General features: G+C 73.1%; 10 protein-coding genes. 4 read left to right on the top strand and 6 right to left on the bottom strand.

Features of this window, described 5'->3' with window-relative positions; all coding sequences use genetic code 11:
* Positions 1 to 10: 10 nt before the first annotated feature.
* Both KVF89_RS03260 and gabT read right to left on the bottom strand, forming a co-directional pair.
* Entirely contained in the window at positions 11 to 1297 is a 1287-nt protein-coding gene (locus KVF89_RS03260) for a Glu/Leu/Phe/Val family dehydrogenase (RefSeq protein ID WP_257423320.1), read from the bottom strand.
* Positions 1297 to 2652 carry a 4-aminobutyrate--2-oxoglutarate transaminase gene (gene gabT / locus KVF89_RS03255; protein ID WP_257423319.1) on the bottom strand — a complete coding sequence of 452 codons (1356 nt, stop codon included), beginning with the start codon at positions 2650 to 2652 and terminating at the stop codon, positions 1297 to 1299. Before gabT ends, KVF89_RS03260 begins: the two co-directional genes overlap by 1 nt.
* A 127-nt stretch (positions 2653 to 2779) precedes the next feature.
* Here gabT and KVF89_RS03250 point away from each other — a divergent pair, with 127 nt between their 5' ends.
* Positions 2780 to 4282 carry a helix-turn-helix domain-containing protein gene (locus tag KVF89_RS03250; protein WP_257423317.1) on the top strand — a complete coding sequence of 501 codons (1503 nt, stop codon included), beginning with the start codon at positions 2780 to 2782 and terminating at the stop codon, positions 4280 to 4282.
* Here the strand turns inward: KVF89_RS03250 and KVF89_RS03245 are convergent.
* Positions 4279 to 5517: a class I adenylate-forming enzyme family protein gene (locus KVF89_RS03245; RefSeq protein ID WP_257423315.1), complete on the bottom strand. Its 1239-nt coding sequence runs from the start codon at positions 5515 to 5517 to the stop codon at positions 4279 to 4281. The genes KVF89_RS03250 and KVF89_RS03245 overlap by 4 nt on opposite strands.
* Before the next feature lie 22 nt (positions 5518 to 5539).
* Here KVF89_RS03245 and coaE point away from each other — a divergent pair, with 22 nt between their 5' ends.
* Complete coding sequence (gene coaE, locus KVF89_RS03240) at positions 5540 to 6148, top strand: dephospho-CoA kinase (RefSeq protein WP_257423314.1); 609 nt, start codon at positions 5540 to 5542, stop codon at positions 6146 to 6148.
* A 192-nt stretch (positions 6149 to 6340) separates the two neighbouring features.
* Here coaE and KVF89_RS03235 read toward each other — a convergent pair whose 3' ends face one another.
* The 3 genes from KVF89_RS03235 to KVF89_RS03225 all read right to left on the bottom strand — a co-directional run bounded on the left by KVF89_RS03235 (position 6341) and on the right by KVF89_RS03225 (position 11017).
* On the bottom strand, positions 6341 to 7303 hold the full coding sequence (locus KVF89_RS03235) for a sigma-70 family RNA polymerase sigma factor (RefSeq protein WP_257423313.1): 963 nt from the start codon (positions 7301 to 7303) through the stop codon (positions 6341 to 6343).
* Between the two features lie 161 nt (positions 7304 to 7464).
* Positions 7465 to 9660, bottom strand: a complete 2196-nt coding sequence (locus KVF89_RS03230) for a S9 family peptidase (protein ID WP_257423311.1) — start codon at positions 9658 to 9660, stop codon at positions 7465 to 7467.
* A 10-nt stretch (positions 9661 to 9670) separates the two neighbouring features.
* Positions 9671 to 11017, bottom strand: a complete 1347-nt coding sequence (locus KVF89_RS03225; RefSeq protein WP_257423830.1) for a DNA polymerase IV — start codon at positions 11015 to 11017, stop codon at positions 9671 to 9673.
* Positions 11018 to 11152: 135 nt separating this feature from the next.
* On the opposite strand from KVF89_RS03225, the gene KVF89_RS03220 reads away from it, so the two are divergent.
* The gene (locus tag KVF89_RS03220; protein WP_257423309.1) at positions 11153 to 12163 is read left to right on the top strand and encodes a DUF4192 domain-containing protein; all 1011 of its coding nucleotides are present in this window, start codon (positions 11153 to 11155) and stop codon (positions 12161 to 12163) included.
* 91 nt (positions 12164 to 12254) lie between these two features.
* Complete coding sequence (locus KVF89_RS03215) at positions 12255 to 16583, top strand: family 78 glycoside hydrolase catalytic domain (RefSeq protein ID WP_257423307.1); 4329 nt, start codon at positions 12255 to 12257, stop codon at positions 16581 to 16583.
* Positions 16584 to 16596: the final 13 nt, after the last annotated feature.

The following is a 16596-nucleotide window of genomic DNA, read 5'->3' as shown; positions in this document are numbered from 1 at the left end:
TCTCCTCAGATCACGGGTAGAGGCCGCGCAGCTGGTGCGCCTGGGCCACGCGCTCGACGGCCAGGCACGTCGCCGCCGTACGCAGGGGGACGTCGAGCCGGGTGGCGGCGGTGTTGACCGAGTCCCAGGCGGCGAGCATCCGCTCGGCCAGCCGGTCCTCGACCTCGTTCTCGCTCCACCAGTAGGCCTGGTTGGCCTGCACCCACTCGAAGTAGGACACGATCACGCCACCGGCGTTCGCCAGGATGTCCGGTACGACGAGCCGGCCGGCCTCCTGCAGGATCCGGTCGGCCTCGGGCGTGGTGGGCCCGTTCGCGCCCTCCACGATCACCTGGGCCCGTACCCGGCTCGCGTTGTCGGCGCGCAGGACGCCCTCGACGGCGGCGGGGACGAGCAGGTCGACCTCGGCCTCGAGCACGGCCTCGGCGGGCACCGCGTCGCCACCAGCGAAGCCGACGACCGAGCCGGTGGCGTCGACGTGCGTCTCCAGTGCCGGCACGTCCAGCCCGGCGGCGGAGTGGACGGCGCCGTACTGGTCGGACACGGCGAGGACCCGGGTGCCGGCGTCGGCGAGGAAGCGGGCGGCGTAGCGGCCGACCTTGCCGAAGCCCTGCACGGACGCGGTGGCGTCGGCGGGGTCGATGCCGCGCGAGAGCAGCGCCGCGATGGCCACGTGGACGACGCCGCGCGAGGTGGCGGTGGCGCGACCGCGCGAGCCGCCGAGGCTGATCGGCTTGCCGGTGGTGACGCCGAGGACCGTGTGCCCCTGCTGGACGGAGTAGGTGTCCATCAGCCAGGCCATCGTCTTCTCGTCGGTGCCGATGTCGGGCGCCGGGATGTCGCGCTCGGGCCCGATGAGGGGGCTGATCTCGCTGGTGTAGCGCCGGGTGACCCGCTCCAGCTCGGCCTGCGAGTAGTTGCGCGGGTCGATCGTGACGCCGCCCTTCGCGCCGCCGTAGGGCACGTCGAGCAGGGCGCACTTCCAGGTCATCCACATCGCCAGCGCGCGGACCTCGTCGAGCGTGACGTCGGGGGAGTAGCGCAGCCCGCCCTTGGCCGGGCCGCGGGAGAAGTTGTGCTGCACGCGGTGGCCGACGAACAGCTCGGTGGTGCCGTCGTCGCGGCGCAGCGGGATGCTCACGGTCACCTCGCGGCGCGGGGTGGCGAGCATCTGGTAGAGGCCCTCGTCGTACCCGAGCAGCGTGGTGGCCTCCCGCAGCTGGGTGCGGGCGTCGGCCAGCGGCCCGGTCGCCCCCAGGGATGCATCGAGGGTGTCGGGCTCGTGGAGCGTGGTCATCAGCTCACCTGGTCGATCGTGGCGAAGATCCCGGCCAGCAGGTCGAGGGCCTCGGCGAGCAGGTGGTCGGGCATGGACAGCGGCGGGAGGAAGCGCAACACGTTGCCGTAGGTGCCGCAGGTCAGCACGACCAGACCCTGCGCGTTGGCGGCGGCGGCCACCTTCTTCGTGAGGTCGGCGTCGGGGTCGGTCGTGCCGGCCCGGACGAGCTCGACGGCGATCATGGCCCCGCGGCCTCGGACCTCGCCGATGCGCGGGTCACTCTCCTGCAGCGCGGCGAGCCGCTCGGTCATCGTCTTGCCGATGGTGCGGGCGCGGTCGACGAGGCCCTCGGCCTCGATCGTCTCGAAGACGGCGAGCGCGGCGGCGCAGGCGAGCGGGTTTCCGCCGTACGTGCCGCCGAGGCCGCCGGCGTGGGCGGCGTCCATCAGCTCGGCACGGCCGGTGACGGCGGCGAGCGGGAGACCGCCGGCGATGCCCTTGGCGGTCACGATCAGGTCGGGTACGACGCCCTCGTGGTCGCACGCGAACAGCTCGCCGGTGCGGGCGAAGCCGGTCTGCACCTCGTCGGCGACGAAGACGACGCCGTTGTCGCGGCACCACGCGGCCAGCGCCGGTAGGAAGCCGTCGGCCGGGACGATGAAGCCGCCCTCGCCCTGGATCGGCTCGATCACGATGGCGGCGAGGCTCTCGGCCCCGACCTGCTTCTCGATGACGTCGATGGCCTGACGCGCGGCCTCGGCGCCGTCGCGGCCGCCGTCGCGGAAGGGATAGGACAGCGGCGCGCGGTAGACCTCGGAGGCGAACGGGCCGAAGCCCTTCTTGTACGGCATGTTCTTCGCCGTCATCGCCATCGTCAGGTTGGTGCGTCCGTGGTAGGCGTGGTCGAAGACCACGACCGACTGCCGACCGGTCGCGGAGCGGGCGATCTTGACCGCGTTCTCGACGGCCTCGGCGCCGGAGTTGAAGAGCGCCGAGCGCTTCTCGTGGCTGCCGGGGGTGAGCTCGTTGAGCTTCTCGGCGACAGCGACGTAGCCCTCGTACGGGGTCACCATGAAGCAGGTGTGGGTGAACTCGGCGACCTGGCGGGTCACCGCCTCGACGACGCGCGGCGCGCTGTTGCCGACCGTGGTCACGGCGATGCCGGAGCCGAGGTCGATGAGCTGGTTGCCGTCGGCGTCGACCAGGATGCCGCCACCGGCGGCGACGATCTGGACCGGCAGGCCGACTGCGACGCCCGAGGCGACGGCCTTGGCCTTCCGCTCGGCGAGCTCGAGCGAGCGTGGGCCGGGGATGGCGGTGACCAGGCGTCGCTCCTGCGTGATGCTGGGGCCGCCGGTGGGCTGCTGGCTCATGGGTGTCCTCCGTGGAAGCGGGTGCCCGGGGTCGCCGGGGTGTTGTGACGAAGGTAGGACGGAGGGCGGTGGTCCGCCATGCCTCGTGTGCACAATCTCTGCTTTGCAATTGTGCAAGAATCGCATCGTGGTGACGGTGGCCGACCTGGTGGCGGTGCGGAGCCTCGGACTGCGCGCGGTGCACGAGGTCGACGGCCCCGCGTTGCGCTGGGTGGCGACGAGTGAGCTGGCCGACCCGACGCCGTACCTGGAGGGTGGGGAGCTGCTGCTCACCACCGGCCTGGGCACCCGCGGCTGGAGCGACGAGTGGGAGCCCTACGTCGACCGCCTGGTCGCGGCGGGCGCCGCCGCGCTCGCCGTCGGTGTGGGCCTCACCCACGACCGGCTGCCCGACCGGCTGGTCGCCGCCTGTCGGTCCCGTGGCCTGACCCTGTTGGAGGTGCCGCGCGCGACCCACTTCGTCGCGGTGTCCCGGGCCGCGGCCGAGCTGCTGCAGGACCAGGAGGCCGCGACGACCCGGCTCGCGCTCGACCTGCAACGGCGGCTGACCCAGGCCGCGCTGGGCCTCGACCTCCGGCCGCTGTTGGAGCGCCTGGCCCAGCTGCTCGACGGCGCGGTGGCGCTGGTCCATCGCGACGGCGAGCCCGAGGAGGGCCCGTTCGGCGGCCACCCCGAGCGGCTCGACCTGGAGCTGGTGCGTACCGAGGTGGCCGGCATCCGCGGCCAGGGCCTGGGTGCCGTCTCGAGCACGGTCTCCAGCACCGACCACGGTCAGGTGGCCACCGTCGTGCGGCCGATCGGCCTGGCCGGGAGGCCGGAGCAGTACCTCGCCGTCGCCGCGCCGAACGGTCTGGGTGACCCGCTGCGGGCCGCGATCAGCACTGCCGCCGTCCTGCTCAGCCTGGCCGTCGAGCGGCGGGCGGAGCGCCGGTCGGCCGAGCGGCGGCTCCGTGGCCGGGCGTTGGAGCTCCTCGTCGCCGGCGACCTGCGCTCCGCCGAGGTGCTGCTCGACGCCGCGGAGGGTGGCGACGCCGTACCGGACCGCCTGCGGGTGCTGCGCATGACCGGCAGCTCGGACGCGCTCGGGGACGCCCTCGACCGGCTGGAGGAGGGTCTCGCCGACGAGGGCGTGCTGGCCGGCCTCGTCGACGCCGAGCTGGTCGCGGTCGTCGCGCCCGCGCGCGTCCCGGCCGTGCTCGCCGTGGTCACCGGCGCCGGACTGCGCGCCGGTGTGGGCCGGGCCACCACCGCGACCGACGCCCGCCGCAGCGCCGAGTCCGCCGGGCACGCGCTCGACCGCACGACCACCGCGAGCCCGGTCCGCCGCTGGGAGGACGTCGCCGATGCCGGCCCGCTCGCGCTGGTGCCCGAGGCGCTCGGCCGCGAGTACGCCGACACGCTGCTCGCCCCGCTCGACGCCGAGCACCGGGCCACCCTGGCCGCCTTCCTGCGCCATCACGGCTCCCGCGGCGCCGTCGCCGACGACCTCGGGGTGCACCGCAACACCGTCCGCAACCGGCTGGTCGAGATCGAGCGGCTCAGCGGACTCGATCTCGACGACCCGGCCGCGCGGGTCGGCGCCTGGCTGGCGCTGGCGCTGGCGCCCGAGCAGCCCCCCGAGCAGCCCTAACCGAGCTCGGTCCGCCGGACCTTGCCGGTCAGGGTCCGGGGGAGCTCGTCGAGGAAGGTGTAGTCCTTGGGCCGCTTCGGCGGCGCCAGCCGCTCGCGGGCGAAGGCTCGGAGGTCCTCCTCGGCGGGCCCGTCGGGGTCGATGACGACGGCCGCGCGGACGCGCTGCCCCCAGTGCGGGTCGTCGACGCCGTACACCGCGATGTCGGCGACGCCCGGACAGGCGCCGAGCACCTGCTCCACCTCCGTCGGGTACACGTTGACGCCACCGCTGATGACCAGGTCCTCGCGGCGTCCGTCGAGGTACAGGTAGCCCTCGGCGTCCAGGCGTCCGAGGTCACCGACCGTGAACGCGGCTCCCTCCGGCGTCTCGCGCCACGCGGCGGCGGTCTTCTCCGGCGCCCCGAAGTAGGTGAACCGCGCGAACGGCGGCACCGTGCACCAGATCGTGCCGTCCGGGTCGGTGCTCAGGGTGCGGCCGGGACGCGCGCGCCCGACGGTGCCGGGGCGAGCCAGCCACTCCTCGCTGCGGCATGCGGTGAACTGGCCCTCGGTCGATCCGTAGAACTCCCAGGTGGAGCCGTCCGGGAACGCCTCGACGAGGCGGTGCTTGAGGTCGGTCGGGCAGGGCGCGCCGGCGTGCGCGACGAGCCGGAAGCAGGACAGGTCGGGTGCGCCGTGCTCGTCCCAGTGCCGGAAGAGACGCTGCAGGTGGGTCGGCACGCAGAACATGGTGCTCGGCCGCTCGGCCTCGATCGCCGCCGTCACCGCTGCCGGGTCGAACGGCCCGGGGATCACCATCCGGCCGCCCGCCAGGATCGTTCCCATCGCGAAGCGCAGGGGCGCCGAGTGGTAGAGCGGGCTCAGCACCAGGTTGACGTCGTCGGGGCCGAAGCCCCACAGGTCCCGCTCCTCGGCGACCAGCGCGGCGGCGTCCTCCGGTGACAGCAGACCGGAGTAGACGCCCTTCGGCACCCCGGTCGTGCCGCTGGTGCAGTGCATCGGCCGGCCCAGGGGGAGGCCGGGCTCCGGCAGGCCGGCCGTCACCGCGGCCAGCTCGTCCTCGGTCCGGACGACGACGGTGGGCTCCAGCCCGGAGAGGATCCGTTCCTGCTCGCTGGGCGTCAGCCGTGGGTCGAGCGGGATCGGGAACACGCCGGCGGAGAGCATCCGGAGCACGGCGTCGACGTACGCGTGGGAACCCGGGAGGAGCAGGGCGACCCGTTCGTTCGGCACGGGCTCACAGTAGGGTCCGCGTGTGCGCGTCGGACTGACCGGGGGGATCGCCTCGGGGAAGAGCACCGTGTCATCGATCCTGCGCGAGCTGGGGGCGGTCGTCATCGACGCCGACCTGATCGCCCGGGAGGTGGTGGCCGCCGGGACCCCCGGCCTGGCTGCCGTCGTCGAGGCGTTCGGGCCCGAGATGCTGACCCCCGACGGTGAGCTGGACCGCCCGCGGATGGGCGCGCTCGTCTTCGCCGACGAGGCGCAGCGCAGGGTCCTGGAGGCGATCGTGCATCCCCTCGTCTTCGAGCGGTACGCCGAGCTCGAGGCCGCCGCCCCCACGGACGGGATCGTCGTCCACGACATCCCTCTGCTGGTCGAGTCCGGCCGCGCGGAGGAGTTCGACGCCGTCATCGTCGTCGACGCTCCCGAGGAGCTGCAGGTCGAGCGGATGGTGCGCGACCGCGGCTGGACCGAGGACGACGCCCGGGCCCGGATCGCCGCGCAGGCGACCCGTGAACAGCGGCGTGCGGTGGCGACGTACCTCATCGAGAACACGGGGTCCCGGGAGGACCTGCGGCGGCGCGTCGAAGACGTCCACTCGGCGCTGACGTCGGGACAACGGCCCGATCTCGACCAATAGTTGTCAAGCGGGGCACAAACGACGCCCGGACCGCCCCCACGGCCTCGATCGGCGTGGTCTACTCCGAGGGCTCGTCGGCGGTGGCGCGGCCTCGACACCGCGCCATCGGGAGTCACCACCGGCGGGCATGCCGAGTGGCCCGTCGTGCGATCGCCTCAGGGGTGAGCGTCGCGCGGCGGGCTGCTCAGGCGATCAGGCGGCCATGTCGGGGTCGCCCAGCCGGCGGAGCTTCTGGAGCGCCTCGCGCTCCAGCTGGCGCACCCGCTCGGCCGAGATCCCGTGCTTGACGCCGATGTCGGCGAGCTTGTGCTGCCGGCCGTCGGTGAGGCCGTAGCGCGAGCGGATGATGTCGGCCGCGCGCGGGTCGAGCTGGTCGACCAGCGTGTTGAGCCGGTCGCGGGCCTCGACGTCGAGGACGGTCAGGTCGGGGCCCGGCGCGGTCTCCTGGGCCATCAGGTCGCCGAGCGAGGTGTCGCCGTCCTCGTCGACGGGCGTGTCGAGGCTGACGTGCTCGCGGCCCCAGGCCATCAGGTCGAGGACCCGGTCGACCTCCAGGCCGAGCTCGGCGGCGATCTCGGCCGGCTCCGGGTCACGGCCCAGCTGACGCTCGAGGGTACGGCGGGCACCGCCGACCTGGTTGAGCTCCTCGACCACGTGCACGGGCAGCCGGACCACGCGGGCCTGCTGGGCGATGCCGCGGGTGATGGCCTGGCGGACCCACCAGGTCGCGTAGGTGGAGAACTTGTAGCCCTTGGCGTAGTCGAACTTCTCGACCGCGCGGATCAGACCGGTGTTGCCCTCCTGGATCAGGTCGAGCATCGGCATCTGGGCCCGGCCGTACTTGCGGGCGATGGACACCACGAGGCGCAGGTTCGCGTTGATGAACTCCGTGACGGCCTTGCGGCCCTCCTCGGCGATCCACTCGAGCTCGGCCTCGTTGGCCTGCTTGGGGGCGCCGCCCTTGCGGCGGCCGATCCGGCCCTCGGCGAGGAGGTGTTCGGCGTACAGGCCGGCCTCGATCGCCTTCGCGAGCTCGACCTCCCGCGCCGCGTCGAGCAGGGGAGTGCGCGCGATCTCGTCGAGGTACAGCCCGACGCTGTCGCGGCCCTCGATCTCGCGTCCCGTGTTCCGGGGCCTCGTCATCGTCGCAGCCATCGCGGTCCCTCCTTCGCCCGTGCGGTGGAAGCCCTCCGCACCTGTGGTTCCAACACCGGGGAGGTACCCGGGATTCCCCAGGACCTTCGGTGTTGCTCTCACCGGCTTTGACGTCCGGGGGATCCCAGAAGTTGCGCCCCGCGGCGAATCTCAGGGAGTTCTCAACTTGCGGACTCGGCGGCGGCCGACTCCGCGTCGGCCAGGCCGAGCCGGTCCAGGATCCACGCGAGGGAGAACGCGCGGTCCTCCCAGGCGCGGTAGCGGCCCGAGACGCCCCCGTGGCCGGCCGCCATCTCCGTACGCAGCAGCACGTCGGCCCGCGGCGCCCGCTCGCGCAGCCGGGCGACCCACTTCGCGGGCTCCACGTAGAGGACCCGGGTGTCGTTGAGGGACGTCTCGGCGAGGATCGGCGGGTAGGGCCGGTCGGCGACGTTCTCGTACGGCGCGTAGCCGGCGATCCGCTCGTAGGCGACCGGGTCGTCGGTCGGGTTGCCCCACTCGTCGTACTCCGGGACCGTGAGCGGGAGGGTGGCGTCGAGCATCGTGGTGAGGGTGTCCACGAACGGGACGCCGGCCACGAAGCCGCCGAACGCCTCGGGCGCCTGGTTGGCCACGGCGCCGATGAGCAGGCCGCCGGCGCTCGCGCCCTCCGCGACGATCCGGTCCGGGGTCGTCCAGCCGGCCTCGACCAGGTGGCGGGCGGCGGCGATGAAGTCGTCGAAGGTGTGCTGCTTGTGCTCGAGCTTGCCGTCGTCGTACCAGTGCCGGCCCATCTCGCCGCCACCGCGGACGTGGGCGATCGCGAACGCGGCGCCGCGGTCGAGCAGGGAGAGCCGGGCGACCGCGAAGTAGGGGTCGATCGAGGCCTCGTAGGCGCCGTACCCGTAGAGGTGGACGGGGACCCGTCCGGTGCCCTCGGCCCCGCGGACGCCCTTGCGGACGACCAGCGAGATCGGCACCTTCACGCCGTCGACGGAGGTCGCCCAGAGCCGGTGCTCCTCGTAGGCGTCCGGGTCGTAGCCGCCGAGCACGGGCGCCTGCTTGCGCAGCACCAGCTCGCCGGTGCGCAGGTCGTGGTCGTAGACCGCCGACGGGTGGGCGAGGCTGGTCATGCCGACGCGGATGGTCGGCTGCTCGAAGGCCGGGTTGCTGCCCGCGCCGACGGTGGCGAGCTCGCCCGGGAACTCGACGAGCCGGTCGCCGGTGACGGGGTGCTCCGGGTCGTCGCCGAGGTCGAGGATCCGGACCTGGCTGCTGCCGTTGCTGCGCTGCTGGACGACGAGGTGGCCGGCGAAGGCGTCGACGTCCTCCAGCCGGACCGCGAGGTCGTGGGGGAGCAGCGGCCGCCAGTCCTCCGGCGCCGTGGGTACGGCGGGCGCGTGGCCGAGCTCGAACTCGGGTCCGTCGGCGTTGTGGAGGACGAGGAAGCGGTCCTGGCCCCCGACGACGGCGTGCTCGAGGGAGTACTCGACACCCTCGGTGCGCTCGGCGAAGCAGACGGGCCGGGCCTGCGAGTCGCTCGCGTCGAGCACGTGGAACTCCGAGGTCGTCTTGGAGCTCGCCGCGATCATCACGTAGCGCCGGCTGCGGGTGCGTCCGACGCCCACGAAGTAGCGGCCGTCGGGCTCGTGGAACACCAGCTCGTCGTCGGCCTGCGCGGTGCCGAGGCGGTGGCGCCAGACCTTGTCGGAACGCCAGGCCTCGTCGACGGTCGTGTAGTAGAAGTGGTCGGCCTCGCCGGACGCGGAGACGTCGCCCCAGGTCACCCCGCCGAGGACGTCGGTGAGGACGTCCTCGTGCAGCTCGCGGGTGGCGAGGTCGAGGACCCGGACGGTGTAGCGCTCGTCGCCGACCACGTCGACGGCGTAGGCCAGCAGGCGGTCGTCGGGGCTGACCGAGGAACCGCCGAGGCTGAAGAACTCATGGCCCTCCGCCAGCGCGTCCAGGTCGAGCAGCACCTCCTCGCCGGGCAGTGCCGGCTGGTCCGGGCTCGCGTCGGCCGCGGGCTGCGGCGGGGTCCAGTCGCCGGGGTCGGCGACGGGGACGCGGCAGCTGGCGCCGTACTGGCGGCCCTCGAAGGAGCGCCCGTAGTACCAGAACCCGCGCACCCGGGTCGGCACCGACAGGTCGGTCTCCAGGGTGCGGGCCTTGATCTCGTCGTAGATCCGGCCGCGCAGGTCGGCGAGGTGGGCGGTGCGCCCCTGCGTGTACGCGTTCTCGGCCTCGAGATGCGCGATGACCGCCGGGTCCTCCTTGGCACGCAGCCACTCGTACTCGTCGGTGCGGGTGTGGCCGTGGTTCGTCGTGGTGACGGGGTGGCGTGGGGCGCTCGGGGGGACGGGCAGGTCGGCGGGCATGCCCGGAACGCTACTGCTCCGCCGGTTGCTCCTCGGACGGCGGTCGCCAGCGCTCGAGGTCAGGGTCGTCCGCGCGGAACGAGCGCACCGGACCGGGCGGGGTCTCGGCCGTCTCGAAGCGGACCGTCACCACGCCCCGGCCGGATCCCCAGACCCAGCCGCGGCCGTGCCCGGCATGCACGATGTCCATCCCGGGCGCCCAGGTGGCGCTGCGCCAGCGCGCGCCGGCCTGGTCGGGCTCGGCCTCCGGAGCCGCCTCCGCCGTGGCGTCCTCGCCCGGTTCGGTCGTGGCGAAGAGATCCTCCTGGATCCAGTCGGCGAGGCCGGAGACGCCGACGCCGAGCAGCCGGACGCCGCCGGAGGTGTCGAGGTCCTCGAGCAGGGTCCGGGCCAGGCGGGCGATCGTCGCCGGCTCGTCGGTTGGGGCCGGGAGGGTGGAGGAGCGGCTGAGGGTGGTGAAGTCGTAGAGGCGCACCTTGAGGGTGATCGTGCGCCCGGACAGGCCGCTCGCCCGCAGCCGCTTCGCGACCTCGCCGGCCTGCCGCGTGACGATCGCGCCCATCTGCGGCCGGTCGGTCAGGTCGTGCTCGTAGGTCCCCTCGACGCTCACCGACTTCGTCTCGCGGTCGGCGACGACCGGCCGGTCGTCCTCGGCCCGGGCCAGCTGGAACAGACCCTGGCCCTGAGCCTTGCCGACCAGGCGTACCAGCTCCTCCTGGCTGACCCGCTCCAGCTCCTCGACGGTGTGCACGCCGGCCCGCTTCAACCGCTCCACGGTCGCGGGACCGACGCCGGGGATCACCGAGACGTGCAGCGGGCGGAGCAGGGCGAGCTCGGTGCCCGGCTCGATCACGACCAGCCCGTCGGGCTTGCGCAGGTCGCTGGCGATCTTGGCGAGGAACTTCGACGAGGCGACCCCGACGGACGCGGTCAGCCCGCCGGTCACCTGGTGCACCCGGGCCCGCAGCTCCTCGGCGAGCGCGCTCACCGTCGCCACCTCCAGGTCGGGGAGGTCCGCCCGGGCGAGGTCGACGAAGGCCTCGTCGAGGGACAGCGGCTCGACCAGGGGCGAGCAGTCGCGCAGGACCGCCATCACCGCGGCGCTGGCGGAGCGGTAGGCCTCGAAGCGCCCGGAGAGGTACGCCGCGTGCGGGCACCGGGCGCGGGCCTCGCGGGTGGACATGGCCGAGCGGACGCCGAAGGCCCGGGCCTCGTAGGACGCGGTCGACACCACGCCACGACCGCCCGTGCCGCCGACGACCACCGGCTTCCCCCGCAGGGAGGGCTTGTCGCGCTGCTCCACCGCCGCGAAGAACGCGTCGAGGTCCAGGTGGAGGACCGAGGCGTGGGCGCGCACGGACGTCACGTTAGTGCTCACCGGTGACAGCCGGAGCCCTCGCCTGTCCACAACGCCGGTGTCCGGACAGGTCCTCCCCCAGGGGCGCCTCGGCGATCCGCGTGCCTGCCGGCCGTCCGGGCCACCGTGCTCGTCATGACCACGACCTCCGAGACACCCCGTCCACCCACCTCCCTGACCGTCCACGGCCCCGAGGACCTGCTGGCCGTGGCCCCCGTCCTGATCGGGTTCTGGCTCGAGCAGTCCGTCGTGCTGATGACCTTCGGTGCCCGGCACCCGTTCCATGCCCGCACCGATCTGCCACCCATGGCGGTGCAGTCCCGTGAGGTGCGCCGGCAGGTGGCCGACGACCTCCTCGGCCCGGCGCTGCGGCACGGCGCCACCCACGCCGTCCTGCTCTACTACGCCGACGACCCGCCGGCGGCGGAGGCGCTGCACCGTGCACTCCGGCGTGAGTGCCGGCGCGCCGGACTGGTGGTCGTGGCCGCCCTGCTGGCCGACGGCACCCACTACCGCGAGCTCGGGCATCCCGACCCGGCCGCCCGGAGGCGGCGACATCCCTACGACGTCACCGCGCACCCGTTCGTGGTGGAGGCGATGGTCTCGGGCCGGCTGGTGCACGGGTCCCGGGCCGACCTGGTCGCCTCGCTCGACCAGGATCCGGCCGCCGCGGCGGCCGTCAGCAGTGCGCTGGTCGCCGGCAGGTTCGCCGACGCCGGGGTGCCGACGAGCGGGCGGTCGATCCGTGATGCCGGGGAGTGGGTGCTGGGCACGGTGCGTGACCTGCTCGCCGCTGCGGCGGTGCCCGACGACGCCGATCTCGCGCGGCTGCTGTGGGTGATGCAGGCCTCCCGGGTCCGTGACGCGGCCTGGTCCGACCTCGGGCGCCGCAACGCCGAGGCGCACGTCCGGCTCTGGTCCGACGTCGTGCGTCGGGCGCCGGACGCCCTCGTGGCCGCGCCGGCCGCCCTGCTCGGCTGGTCGGCCTGGCAGTCCGGCAACGGTGCGCTCGCGTGGATCGCCGTCGACCGCTGTCTGCGGGCCTGTCCCAGCTACCGGCTGGCCGAGCACCTCGGCAGCATCCTCCAGGGCGCGGTGCCACCCCAGGCGTGGGAAGGACACTCCGACTGGGCGGCGGGGCTGTGACGGCTTGTCCGGATCCGGACAAGCGGTTGCGGGGTTGAACCGATTCAATCAGAGTGTGGCGGTCGTCACCGGACAACAGAAAGCGCAGTCGATGATCCGTCGCCTCCTCGTCGTCGCTCTGGGAGCGGTCACCCTGACCGGCTCTCTCACCGCCGTGGCCCCGCTCGCCTCCACCACGCCGCTGGCTGGGGTCGGCACGGTCGTTGCCGTCGCACCCGCCGGGACCCCGGTCGGGAGCGAGCCGAGCGGACTGTCGGTCAACGGGATCGCGCGACCGGTCGACGTCGAAGGGATCCCGCTGTTCGGCTGGCATGTCGGCACGACCCGGCAGACGGCGTACCAGGTGATCGTGGCGAGCTCGCGTGACGGCGCGGCCTCAGGGGCGGGCGACGTGTGGGACAGCGGCCGGGTGAGCAGCAGCGACCAGCGTGGCATCGCCTACGACGGAGCCGCCCTCGCACCGGCCGAGCGCTACTACTGGGCGGTGCGGACCTGGGGCGCCGACGACACCGCGACGGCGTGGTCGGAGGTCGCGCAGTTCGGCACCGGCACGACCTGGAGCGACTCGTCGCCGATCTGGGCGCCGAGCGCGTCGAACTGGACCGACTACACCTTCGAGACCGACTTCACGGTGGTGGCCAACGCGGCGAGTGTGCTCTTCCGGGCGACGAGCTCGTCCTCGTTCTACCTGTGGCAGATCCGCAGCACGGGCGCCCCGACCGACCCCAACACGCTCAAGACCCACAGCGGCACCACCGCGATCGACACCACCAGCCTGGCCGATCACGGGCTGAGCATCGACAACGGCACCACCCACACGCTGCGCCTGGAGATCGTCGGCGCCACGGTGCGCACCTACATCGACGACGTGCTGGTGCGCTCCGGCGACGATCACACGGCGTTCCCGAGCGGCGGGATCGGCTTCCGCACGGGCAGCACCGAGCAGGCCACCTTCGACGACGTCGTGGTGACCGACCCGTCGGGAGAGGTGCTCTACAGCAACGACTTCAGCGGCGACGTCGCCGAGATGCCGACGCTGAGCGTGTCCGGCGGCAGGCTCGTGGTCGGCCCGTCGAAGCTGGACCTCGTCGCCGGCTCCTGGTCCGACTACACCTACACCGCCGACGTGACCGTGTCCGCGGTGGCGGTCGGGCTGCGCTTCCGCACCGACGAGGCCGGCAACGGCTACATGTGGCAGCTGCGCGCGGGCGACAACACGATCGTGCCGCACAAGCAGTCGTCGGGCACCTATGCGACCCTCGGCGGCACGGTCAACCTGCCGGCGGGCACGCTGGCGCTCGGCAAGCGGGTCACGGTGCAGATCTCCGTGGTCGGGACGACGATCCGGACCTCGATCGACGGCGTCCTGGTCAGCACGATCGCGGATGCCTCCTACCGTCGTGGCTACGTCGGCGTGCGGACGGGCAACAGCGAGACGGGCACGGTGGACGACGTCTCGGTCACTGACCACCGCGGGGGAGCGAGCCTGCTCGTGGGCGACTTCACCTCGGTCAACCCGTTCGCCTGCGGGTCGCTCGACGGCGGCGCACTGGCCGTGCCGAAGGCCGCCAACTGCCTGATCAGCGACGCGGCAGTCAACTGGGCGTTCCTGCGCACCGACGTCGAGCTGGCCGACAAGGACATCTCGTGGGGAGCGGTCTACGCGACGGGATCCAACGCCAAGCCCGCCAAGCAGTATGTCCACAAGACCTACCTCAACGGCGCCTTCGTGGGCCTCGGGCCCACCCAGCCGATCGGCTCGGAGACCCGGTACGACGGCTACGACGTGACTGATCTGCTCCGGCGGGGCGCGACCAACACGATCGGCGCGCTGGCCTACACCACGAGCGGGCAGAAGCTCCAGGCCGAGCTCGTCGTCGAGTACGCCGACGGCACCCGAGACGTCTTCGGCTCCGGGCCGAGCTGGCGCGCGATGAACGGGAGCACGGTCTTCCCCAGCGCCGGGAGCATCGGCACCGGTGTCTACGCCGCCCCGAAGGAGAACCTCGACGCCCGTGCCTACCCCTGGGGCTGGGACGAGGCCGGCTACGACGACGCCGCGTGGGAGCCGGCGGCGGTGCGCCCGTCGATCGGGGAGCTGACGGCGACGCCCACGGACAAGGTCCGCGAGCAGCTCGAGGACCCTGTCTCGATCACCCGCCTCGACGACGACAGCTATGTCGTCGACTTCGGCCGCACCTGGATCGGGGGTGTGCACTACGCCGTCGACGGCACCTCCGACGCGACCGTCACCCTGCGCTTCGGGGAGGTGAAGAACGCCGACGGCACGGTCAAGCACAACCTGTCGACCGGCAACAACTACCAGGACATCGTCACCCTCGCCGACGGCGAGCAGACGATCGAGACCTGGGGTGCCCGGGTGTTCCGCTACCTCCAGGTCGACGGCGCGCCCCAGGAGGTCAGCGCCGAGAACCTCAAGGCGCTGGCGTTGGTCTACCCGTTCGACGCGGACGCCTCGACCTTCGCCTCCTCCGACCAGGATCTGGTCTCGGTCTATGAGTTGGCGAAGAACTCCATCGAGTCGCTCAACCTCAACTTCTACACCGACTCCTGGACCCGGGAGCGCATCAACTACGAGGCCGACGGCTACCTCCAGCAGATGTCGACGCTCTACCTGATGGACGACCTGTCCCTCGCGCGGTACTCGATGGACTACTTCAAGAACAACCGGACCTGGCCCACGGAGTGGCCGATCTACGTGGTGCTCGCGGTCCGCGACGCGTGGCAGCAGACCGGTGACACCAGTCAGATGGCCGGCTACTACGACGTGCTGAAGACCAAGCTGCCGACGTCCTGGGTGGACCCGGTCACGGGTCTGGTCGGCAAGAGCAGCGGCGTGAACGGCTGCAGCAGCTCCACCGACTGCGACATCGTCGACTGGCCCGCCGCCGAGCGCGACGGCTATCAGTTCCGTACGTTCAACACGGTCGTCAACGCCCTGTCCTACCGCGCCTTCCGAGACATGGCCGAGATCGCGACCGCCCTCGGGAAGGACGCCGATGCCGTGGCCTTTGCCGAGCTGGCCGACGGCGTCCGTGCCGGACTCAACAGCAGGCTCTACGACCCCGCCACGGGCAGCTATGACGACGGCCTCGACGCCTCCTTGAACCCCACCGGGCACAGCGCGGTGCACGCCAGCGCGTTCGCGCTCGCCTTCGGGGTGCCCGAGGACGACCAGCGCGCCGCGGTCGCGCAGTACGTCGGGTCCCGCGGCATGGTGTGCAGCGTCTACTGCGCCGCGTTCCTGGTGCAGGGCCTCTATGCCGGCGGCAACGGCCAGGCGGCACTCGACATGCTGACGACCGGCACCGGGGTGCGCAGCTGGCTGCACATGATCGAGCTCGGCGCGGGCTCGACGATGGAGGCCTGGGACCCGTCGCTGAAGCCCAACCTGACGTACTCCCACCCGTGGGCCGCCTCACCGGCTTTCAACGTCCCGTCCGGCCTGTTCGGCATCCGGCCGACCTCGGCGGGCTACGCGACCTTCCAGGTCAGGCCGCAGCCGGGCGACCTCGACTGGGCGGCCATCACCACCCCGACCGTGCGCGGCAGCGTGGGCGCGGCCTTCGACCACGGCGCCGACGGCGCCCTGCGCGTGGTGGTGTCGGTGCCCGGGAACACCCGGGGGTCGATCAGCCTGCCCACGACCGCGACCGGACCCACGACGGTCTACGTCGACGGGGTCGCCCGCACCGTGACGCCGGTGGACGGCTACCTCTCCGTGCCCGACGCGCCGGCGGGCTGTCACCTGGTGGCGACCGAGCCGGGAGTCGATGTCCCGAGTCGCCTCACCGACGTGTGCGCCTCCGACCTGGTCATCACCCCGCCGACCACGCCCGGCACGCCGCTGCCGCTTGCCGCCACCCTCGCGCCCGAGGCCATCGGCAAGCGGCGGGCGACGCTGGGCCTGCAGGTGAACGCTCCTGACGCGGACCGGGCGCGGGTCGAGGTCGCCTCGTCCGACCACCGGGTGCTCGCCCCCGACGGCGTCCTGGTCGACGGCGCCGGCGCGCGCCGCCGGCTGGTGCTGACCCCGACCGGCGCGAAGGGCCGGGCGCTGGTCACGGTGACGGTCACCGCCGGCGAGCGGACCGCGGTCGTGACGCTCACGGTCGTCCGCGGCGGCCCGAAGGGCGACCGCCTGGTCGGCACCGGCGGGACCGATCTGGTCTGGGGAGGCGCCGGCCGGGACCGGCTGATCGGCAAGGGCGGTCCCGACCTGCTCCACGGAGGCGGCGGGCCCGACGTGCTGCGCGGCGGCGGGGGAGACGACCACCTCGCCGGCGGCGGCGGCCGCGACCGGATCCGCGGCGGCGCCGGGGCCGACACGTTCTACGGTCCTCGCGGGCGGGACGTGTGGGTGGACCGCCGACGCGGTGCTGACGTGGTCCGCCGCTGATCCAGATGATCTA

Source organism: Nocardioides carbamazepini (genome assembly GCF_024614185.1).
In the GTDB taxonomy this organism is placed as follows: Bacteria; Actinomycetota; Actinomycetes; order Propionibacteriales; family Nocardioidaceae; genus Nocardioides; species Nocardioides carbamazepini.
The sequence above is the reverse complement of the archived record's forward strand: the minus strand, read 5'-3'. Positions and strand labels throughout refer to the sequence as shown.

Bases quoted from the DNA above. Each gene is read 5' to 3' on its own strand.
- KVF89_RS03260 (WP_257423320.1), bottom strand. From the start codon at position 1,297: ATGACCACGCTCCACGAGCCCGACACCCTCGATGCATCCCTGGGGGCG.
- gabT (WP_257423319.1), bottom strand. From the start codon at position 2,652: ATGAGCCAGCAGCCCACCGGCGGCCCCAGCATCACGCAGGAGCGACGC.
- KVF89_RS03235 (WP_257423313.1), bottom strand. From the start codon at position 7,303: ATGGCTGCGACGATGACGAGGCCCCGGAACACGGGACGCGAGATCGAG.
- KVF89_RS03230 (WP_257423311.1), bottom strand. From the start codon at position 9,660: ATGCCCGCCGACCTGCCCGTCCCCCCGAGCGCCCCACGCCACCCCGTC.
- KVF89_RS03220 (WP_257423309.1), top strand. From the start codon at position 11,153: ATGACCACGACCTCCGAGACACCCCGTCCACCCACCTCCCTGACCGTC.
- KVF89_RS03215 (WP_257423307.1), top strand. From the start codon at position 12,255: ATGATCCGTCGCCTCCTCGTCGTCGCTCTGGGAGCGGTCACCCTGACC.